9 protein-coding genes are annotated in these 7997 nt (G+C 64.0%); 3 read left to right on the top strand and 6 right to left on the bottom strand.

Going from position 1 to position 7997, the window contains the following annotated elements; all coding sequences use genetic code 11:
- Positions 1–34: 34 nt before the first annotated feature.
- From ACNPP0_RS14490 to ACNPP0_RS14500, 3 genes are all read left to right on the top strand, one after another.
- Entirely contained in the window at positions 35–2215 is a 2181-nt protein-coding gene (locus ACNPP0_RS14490) for a malate synthase G (RefSeq protein ID WP_448706278.1), read from the top strand.
- A gap of 150 nt (positions 2216–2365) precedes the next feature.
- On the top strand, positions 2366–2983 hold the full coding sequence (locus ACNPP0_RS14495; protein ID WP_332609488.1) for a TetR/AcrR family transcriptional regulator: 618 nt from the start codon (positions 2366–2368) through the stop codon (positions 2981–2983).
- Between the two features lie 302 nt (positions 2984–3285).
- Positions 3286–4143, top strand: a complete 858-nt coding sequence (locus tag ACNPP0_RS14500; RefSeq protein ID WP_448706280.1) for a cysteine hydrolase family protein — start codon at positions 3286–3288, stop codon at positions 4141–4143.
- Between the two features lie 139 nt (positions 4144–4282).
- Here ACNPP0_RS14500 and ACNPP0_RS14505 read toward each other — a convergent pair whose 3' ends face one another.
- The 6 genes from ACNPP0_RS14505 to ACNPP0_RS14530 all read right to left on the bottom strand — a co-directional run.
- Positions 4283–4918: a TetR/AcrR family transcriptional regulator gene (locus ACNPP0_RS14505; RefSeq protein ID WP_332609485.1), complete on the bottom strand. Its 636-nt coding sequence runs from the start codon at positions 4916–4918 to the stop codon at positions 4283–4285.
- Between the two features lie 127 nt (positions 4919–5045).
- Positions 5046–5357 (bottom strand): DUF4148 domain-containing protein, encoded by a 312-nt coding sequence (locus ACNPP0_RS14510; protein WP_046802924.1) that lies wholly within the window; start codon positions 5355–5357, stop codon positions 5046–5048.
- A 98-nt stretch (positions 5358–5455) separates the two neighbouring features.
- Entirely contained in the window at positions 5456–5767 is a 312-nt protein-coding gene (locus ACNPP0_RS14515) for a DUF4148 domain-containing protein (protein ID WP_332609484.1), read from the bottom strand.
- Positions 5768–5865: 98 nt separating this feature from the next.
- Positions 5866–6177, bottom strand: coding sequence for a DUF4148 domain-containing protein (locus ACNPP0_RS14520; protein WP_332609484.1), 312 nt, complete (start codon positions 6175–6177; stop codon positions 5866–5868).
- 227 nt (positions 6178–6404) lie between these two features.
- A complete protein-coding gene (locus tag ACNPP0_RS14525) occupies positions 6405–7145 on the bottom strand; it encodes a class I SAM-dependent methyltransferase (RefSeq protein WP_448706281.1) in 741 nt (246 codons plus the stop codon).
- A gap of 78 nt (positions 7146–7223) precedes the next feature.
- Positions 7224–7997: helix-turn-helix domain-containing protein (locus tag ACNPP0_RS14530; protein ID WP_448706282.1), on the bottom strand; the 774-nt coding region annotated here is incomplete at its 5' end.

The raw sequence follows: 7997 nt of genomic DNA on the forward strand, positions 1-7997 counted from the left end.
CCCCGCCCAGCCCTTCTTACCGCTAGAGACCCGCATGACTCAACGCACCCAGCAACACGGCCTGCAAGTGGCGGCCAATCTCACCCAATTCATCGAACAGGAAGCCCTGCCCGGCACCGGCCTGGATGCAGACAGCTTCTGGCAGGGTTTCGCGGCGCTGGTACATGACCTGGCGCCCAAGAACCGCGCCCTGCTGGCCGAACGCGACCGTCTGCAAGCCGAGCTGGACGCCTGGCACCGCGCCAACCCCGGCCCCATCGCCGACCCGGCAGCCTACCGCAAGTTTCTGGAAGGCATCGGCTACCTGCTGCCCCAACCGGCCAGCGTGCAAGCCACCACCGACAACGTCGACACTGAAATCTCGCAGCAGGCCGGTCCGCAGTTGGTCGTGCCAATGTCCAACTCGCGCTATGCACTGAATGCCGCCAACGCGCGCTGGGGCAGCCTGTACGACGCCCTCTACGGCACCGACGCCATCCCCGCCACGCCCGGCGATACGGGCAAGGGCTATAACCCCGAGCGCGGCGCCGCCGTCATCGCGCGCGCACGCAGCTTTCTGGACACGGCCGCCCCGCTGGCCAATGGTTCGCACATCGATGCGCAGCGCTACACCGTTGAAGGCGACCAACTGCGCGTCAACCTGGCCAAGGGCGTGGTGACCAGCCTTAAATTCGGCTCGCAATTCGCCGGCTACCAAGGCGACGCGTCCGCCCCCACGGCCATCCTGCTCAAGAACAACGGCCTGCACTTTGAAATCCAGATCGATCGCGCCAACGCCATCGGCGGCACCGACGCCGCCGGCGTGAAAGACGTGCTGGTCGAAGCGGCGCTGACCACCATCATGGACTGCGAAGACTCGGTTGCCGCCGTCGACGCCGCCGACAAGGTGCACATCTATCGCAACTGGCTGGGCCTGATGAAGGGCGACCTGACCGAAGCCGTCACCAAGGCCGGCAAAACCTTCACGCGCAAGCTGAACGCCGATCGCCAATACACGCGCCCGGACGGCGGCGTGCTGACCTTGCACGGCCGGTCGCTGATGTTCGTGCGCAACGTGGGCCACCTGATGACCAACCCGGCCATCCTTGACCGCGACGGCAATGAAATCCCCGAAGGCATTCTGGACGCCGTCGTCACCAGCCTGGCCGCGCTGCACGACCGCACCGCCAAGCTGAATTCGCGCACCGGGTCCGTCTATATCGTGAAGCCCAAGATGCACGGGCCTGCCGAAGCAGCCTTTGCCAGCGAACTCTTCGATCGCGTCGAAGACCTGATCAAGGTGCCGCGCAACACCTTGAAAATGGGGATCATGGATGAAGAACGCCGCACCAGCATTAACCTGAAAGCGTGCATCGGCGCCGCCGCATCGCGCGTGGCGTTCATCAACACGGGCTTTTTGGACCGCACCGGCGACGAAATGCACTCCAGCATGGAAGCGGGCCCGATGCTGCGCAAGGGCGACATGAAATCCACCGCCTGGATCACCGCCTATGAACGCAACAACGTGCTGGTGGGCCTGGACACCGGCCTGCGCGGGCGCGCCCAGATCGGCAAGGGCATGTGGGCCATGCCCGACCTGATGGCCGCCATGCTGGAACAAAAAATTGCGCACCCGAAGGCCGGCGCCAACACCGCCTGGGTCCCGTCGCCCACCGCCGCCACGCTGCACGCGCTGCACTATCACCAGATCGACGTGCAAGCCGTACAGAAAGAACTGGAGCGCACCAAGCTGGACAGCGTCCGCGACGATCTCTTGGGCGGGTTGTTGAGCGTGCCGGTGGGCGATCCGTCGAAGTGGTCCGCCGCCGACATCCAGCAGGAACTGGACAACAACGTGCAGGGCATCCTGGGATACGTCGTGCGCTGGATCGACCAGGGCGTGGGTTGCTCCAAGGTGCCCGACATCCATAACGTCGGCCTGATGGAAGACCGCGCCACGCTGCGCATTTCCAGCCAGCACATCGCCAACTGGCTGCGCCACGGCGTGACCAACAAGGAACAGGTCACGGAAACCTTCAAGCGCATGGCCAAAGTGGTTGACGGCCAGAACGCCGGAGACCCGCTCTACCAGCCGATGGACGGCAACTTCGATACGTCGCTGGCCTTCCAGGCGGCGTGCGCGCTGGTGTTCGAAGGCTTGACGCAGCCCAACGGCTACACCGAACCGTTGCTGCACAAGTACCGTCTGCAATTCAAGGCCGCCGCGCAGGCCTGACCGCCCATCGCGCGGATCATTGCACTCCAAACCCGGGCAGCCTGAGCTGCCCGGGTTTTCTTTGGCTCTGCATCAGCACGGCCCCCCGCATGCCGACCGCCCCCAAAAAAAAACCGACCAATTTCGCACGACCGTGCTAAATTTCGCTTCATGACTGCCAAAACGGAGAAAAGCGAGCTGACCTTCGCGGCCATTGTGGACGCGGCCCTGGACATGGCCGCCACCCAGGGCATGGAAAGCCTGTCGTTAGGTCAGGTCGCCAAGCGGCTGGGCATCAGCAAAAGCGGGGTTTTTTCCCGCGTGGGCTCGCTTGAAGCTTTGCAACAGGCCGTGCTGGACGAATATGACCGGCGCTTTGTGGCGGCCGTTTTCACGCCCGCCATGGCGTACCCGCGCGGGCTGCCCCGCTTGAACGCGCTGGTGTCCTTGTGGGTGGAACGCGCCAGCAACGTTGAAATGGCGACAGGCTGCGTCTATGTGGCCGGCGCGTTCGAATACGACGATGTTGAATCGCCGCTGCGCGCCTTGCTGGAAGACAACCTGCGCCGATGGCGCGCGGCCATGGTCCGCACGGTGCGCCAGGCGCTGGACGCCGGCCATCTACGGCCGGATACCGACCCCGAACAACTTGTCTTCGAGGTCTACAGCCTGATGATCGGGCTGATGCATGACGCGCGTTTCCTGCGCGATCCGCAAGCGCCCGCGCGCGTGCGAGCGGCCTATGACAGGCTGATATCAACGTATCGCAGCTTTACGGTTTTGGAATGACGGGTGGGTGATCGCTTGTTCACCCATCCCACCTGATATGACGCAGGCGGAATAGTCCGCCCATTGCCGGCCAGTGCCGGCGTTTTAACCCTTCAATTTCGCACGCCCGTGCGAAATATGGACAGGAGCTTGTCATGGGGATACTGATCGCGCTGGCCGTCGTGGCCATCATCGCCTACCTCTGGCGGCAGTGGACGGCGCTGCTGCGTCAATTGCCCGACCGCGCCGAACATCTGGTTCTGTTCTAGTGAACAACGGCGATCCCGGTCTATATTCCGGTTTAGCCCCAAACAAGTTCCGCCATGCCGCGTTCCGTCCATCTACTGATCGTCGATCCGCAGAACGATTTCTGCGATTTGCCCGAGCCCTACCTGCCGCGCGACCCGCTGACTGGCCACGTCACGCAACCCGCGCTGCCCGTGCCCGGCGCGCATGCCGACATGCAGCGGCTGGCAAGCTTCATTGAAGCTACGGCTTCTGCATTGACCTCGATCACCGTAACGCTGGATTCGCATCACCGCGTGGACATCGCGCACCCCACGTTCTGGCAGACGGGCGAAGGCAAGCCCGTCGCGCCCTTCACGCCGATAACAGCGGCGCAACTACGGGCCGGTCAGTTTTTGCCACGCCATGCCGACGACCTGCCCCGCACCGCCACCTATCTGGACGAGCTTGAGGCGCGCGGCCGCTACACCTTGATGGTGTGGCCCGTGCATTGCGAGATCGGCACCTGGGGACACAACGTGCATCCCGACGTGCGCGCCGCGTACAACCGCTGGGAAGACGCCGGCCAGTTCATTGTGCGCAAGGCGCCCAAGGGCACGAACCCCTGGACTGAGCACTACAGCGCCTTGATGGCCGAGGTGCCAGACCCCGACGACCCGCGCAGCCAATTAAACCGCGCGCTGCTCGGGTCGCTGGATCGCTCAGACCTGATTCTGGTCGCGGGTGAAGCCGGCAGCCATTGCGTGCGCGCCACCGTGGAACATCTGGCCGAGCACCTGCCCGGCGGCAACCTGTCACGCATTGTCCTGCTGACCGATTGCATGAGCCCGGTCATCGGATTCGCCCACGCACAAACCGCGTTCTTGCAACGCATGCGAGACCTGGGCATGCAAGAACGCACCAGCGTGGACATGGCGCGCGCGTTGCAACACTGATCGCGCAATGACAACGGCCGCCTGCAAATGCCGGGCGGCCGTGATGGGAAATCGGATCACTGCTGACTGCTGGCTCCTCACTGCGGACCGCGGACCGGCGCGAAAATCCGCGCCGTCGCGCTTTTACGTCTGGCCGCCGTTACTCGCCGGAAGCGGTGGCGGGTGCGGATTGGGATGCGGCTGCGGCGGGCTTGGCTGCCTTGTCGCACTCCACATATAACGCACGGATGGCCTCGCACAATGCGGGCGGCTGCTGGAACAGCCGCGACACCAGCAGGCAACCTTGGACGGTGGCAAACACCGCGCGGCCGGCCGCATCGGCCGTACCGGAGAACTTCAGCGTCCCCTGCGCCGCACCTTCGGCCAGCACACGCGCCAGCCATGCTTCGTGGGCACGGAAAAACCCTTGCAGCGCACCGCGTACACGGTCGGACAGGCTCATGATGTCGGCGGCCAACATGCCACCCAAACACAATTCGCCCGAGCCGCAAGCCCGCGATTCCATCATCGACAGGTATTGCTCCAGCTGCGCCTGGGCAGGCTGCGCGGTATCAATGGCACGGACGGCGCCCAGCGCGCGCGCGCTGTAGGCTTCGACGGCTTCATACAGCAGGTCGTCCTTGCCCGGAAAGTAGTAGTGGATGCTGGACGTCTTCACGCCCACATGCTCCGCCAGATCGCGGTAGCTGAAACCGTTGCATCCGCGCGTGCGGATGAGCTTCTCGGCATGCGCCAGCAGCAGGTCTCGGGTGGTGTTGGGGGTCGGGGTGTCCATGGCTGAATATTACCTACTAATAGGTCGGTCCGTCATTGGTGGCCGCCCTAGGATGTGGGCCTTGGCCCGTGCGAACCCCGGCCGGGAAACATCCCGCCCCCCGGGGTTCGCATGTGCCGGCATCGGCTTAGCCTTGCACGGGCGGGTAGTCCAGTTCGCCGCTTTCGGTCAGGCCTTGAGCGCGGGCAGCGGCCAGTTCCTGCTTGACCTGTTCGCGGCTCTTGTCCGCGCCAACCGACGCGAATGACGTGGCGGCGTAGCCTTCTTCGCCCGACACCAGTTGCCCATTCGCGCGGGCGGCGGCCAACTCTTGCTGCACTTGGGCGCGCGTCACGGTGCTGGCGGTGTTCAGTTCAGGCGGGTAGTCCAGTTCGCCGGCTTGGGCGGCGGCACCGATGAACGAGGCGGAAAGAATCAGGGCGGATACGAGGGTCTTCATGGTCAATCTCCAGTAGAAAGGGATGCTGCGTAATGCGGATAGGAGTACGTAACGTTCGTGCAGCTATCTATGACTAGATAGACAGGCACTTAAAAAAATCAGCCTTGAACGGGCGGGTAATCCAGTTCGCCGCTTTCGGTCAGGCCTTGAGCACGGGCAGCGGCCAGTTCTTGCGTGACTTGGGCACGGGTCTTGTCGGCACCGGCCGAAGCGAACGTGGTCGCGGCGTAGCCTTCTTCGCCGGACACCAGCTGGCCATTTGCACGGGCGGCGGCCAGTTCTTGCTGCACTTGAGCACGGGTCACGGTGCTGGCGGTGTTCAGTTCGGGCGGGTAGTCCAGTTCGCCGGCTTGAGCGGCGGCGCCGATGAACGAGGCGGAAAGAATCAGGGCGGATACGAGGGTCTTCATGGTCAATCTCCAGTAGAAAGGGATGCTGCGTAATGCGGATAGGAGTACGTAACGTTCGTGCAGCTATCTATGACTAGATAGACAGGCACTTAAAAAAATCAGCCTTGAACGGGCGGGTAATCCAGTTCGCCGCTTTCGGTCAGGCCTTGAGCACGGGCAGCGGCCAGTTCTTGCGTGACTTGGGCACGGGTCTTGTCGGCACCGGCCGAAGCGAACGTGGTCGCGGCGTAGCCTTCTTCGCCGGACACCAGCTGGCCATTTGCACGGGCGGCGGCCAGTTCTTGCTGCACTTGAGCACGGGTCACGGTGCTGGCGGTGTTCAGTTCGGGCGGGTAGTCCAGTTCGCCGGCTTGAGCGGCGGCGCCGATGAACGAGGCGGAAAGAATCAGGGCGGATACGAGGGTCTTCATGGTTGATCTCCAGATGAATAAACGAGGCTTGCGTTGATTCGATTAAGCTACGGTCTTTGGTTTAGCTATCTACTTGTAGGTAGACAGCCGGGGAAATAAAAAAGCGGTCCTACTGTATTTCTGGCTTCGGCGTCAGCGGGGTGTTGTGTGTGCTGCGTCGATGGATGAATCTTACCTACTACTAGATAGACAACGCAAGCGGGTTTTGTGAAACCAAATATTTCAGCCTACCGGGTCGCCGCCACCAGCACCATCATCGGCCGATCCATCTCTTCGGCAAGCGCGGGCTGGGCGGCCAGTTGTTCCTGGGTAGGCGCCCACTCTTGCACGTGCGCGATGGTGAACCCGGTCTGGATCAGCAGGTTCAGATAAGCGCCCAGCGTACGGTGCTGCTTGATGACGCCCTTCGCCAACCAGTCCGTGGTGCGCGGCCCTTGAACGGCGTACTGGTTCAGCGGCCAGATGCGCCGGCCCGAGGCGTCCTGCACGAAGGCGGGGCTGGCGGGCGCCGTGTAGATCGGGTGTTCGGCTGAGAAAACAAAATGACCGCCAGGCGTCAACGCTTGATGCACGGTGGCAAAAAGCCCTGCCAGCCGCTCGATGTAGTGCAGCGTCAACGAGCTATAAGCCAGGTCGTAAGCCGCCGGCGGCAATTGCAGTTGCTCCAGGTCGGCGCGCTGATACACGATGCCGCCGGCGGGTGCCGTGGCGGGTGCGCTGCCGCGGGCCCGGTCCAGCATGTTTTGCGACACATCCACGCCCAACACTTCACTGGCGCCCTGCGCCTGCGCCCAACGGCAGAACCAGCCGAAGCCGCAACCCAGGTCCACGACGCGGCGGCCCTGCAACGGTGGAATCAGCGCGCGCAACGCCGGCCATTCGGGCGCGCCGTCCAGGCCGTGCACCGACCGCGCCATCTGGCTGTAAGCCTCGAAAAACTCGGCAGTGTCGTAGATGTTTTGCGTCATGGTGGTTTGCCCTTTGCGATGCGCCAGCGCCGGCCGAGCCGGGCTTGGCTGCGTTGGACATGCGGGCGTCGGTGCACCTTACCAGGATCGGGGCGACGCGCCATAGCGCGCCTTGAACACCTTGCTGAAATGGCTAAGGCTGGAAAAGCCGACCTCGCCCGCGGCTTGCGTCACGCTCATACCCGTTTGCAGCAGATCCGACGCGCGCGCCAGCCGCATTTCGCTTAAATACGCATGCACCGATCGGCCCACGCATTCACGCATCAGCTGCTGAAGCCGCTTTTCAGACAGGCCCACTTCGCGGGCAAGGCGCCCCGGCGGCCAATGCTCGGCGCACCGATCGCGCAATAGCTCGCAGGCGCGGTGCACACGTTGATGTTCGTGCGCCAAGGGGCCCGCCAGCGCGTCGGGCAGCGACAGCAGCTGTACAAAGGCCGACAGCATTTCCAGCGACTTGGCGCAATACCAAAGCCGCCGCGCTTCCGGCGCGGGTGGGGCCTCGCCGGTCAGGCTGCCCGCCAGGGCCAGCAAGCGGGGCGGCGCATCCAGCGATGCCACCAGGGACCCTTGCGCCGGCACGCTGACGTCGCGGTGAAACCGCTTGCGCAGCAGCGCAACCGGCATCGAACCGCTTGCGCGAGCCAGCGCGTCGGGCGTGTAGCGCAGGTCTATCATCCGCACGCGGCCGTGGGCCGGCAGATGTGTCGCCCAGCCGACGGCGTGTTCGTGATTGAACAACAGCGCCGCGCCACCGGCCACCTTCAGGGGCTCGCCGCCTTCCACCGCCAGCACGGCCTCGCCTTCCAGCCAGACCTGCATGCCGAAGACCGGGGCGCCCGGCGCCGGGATCGT

The organism is Achromobacter semiaridum, from assembly GCF_053543755.1.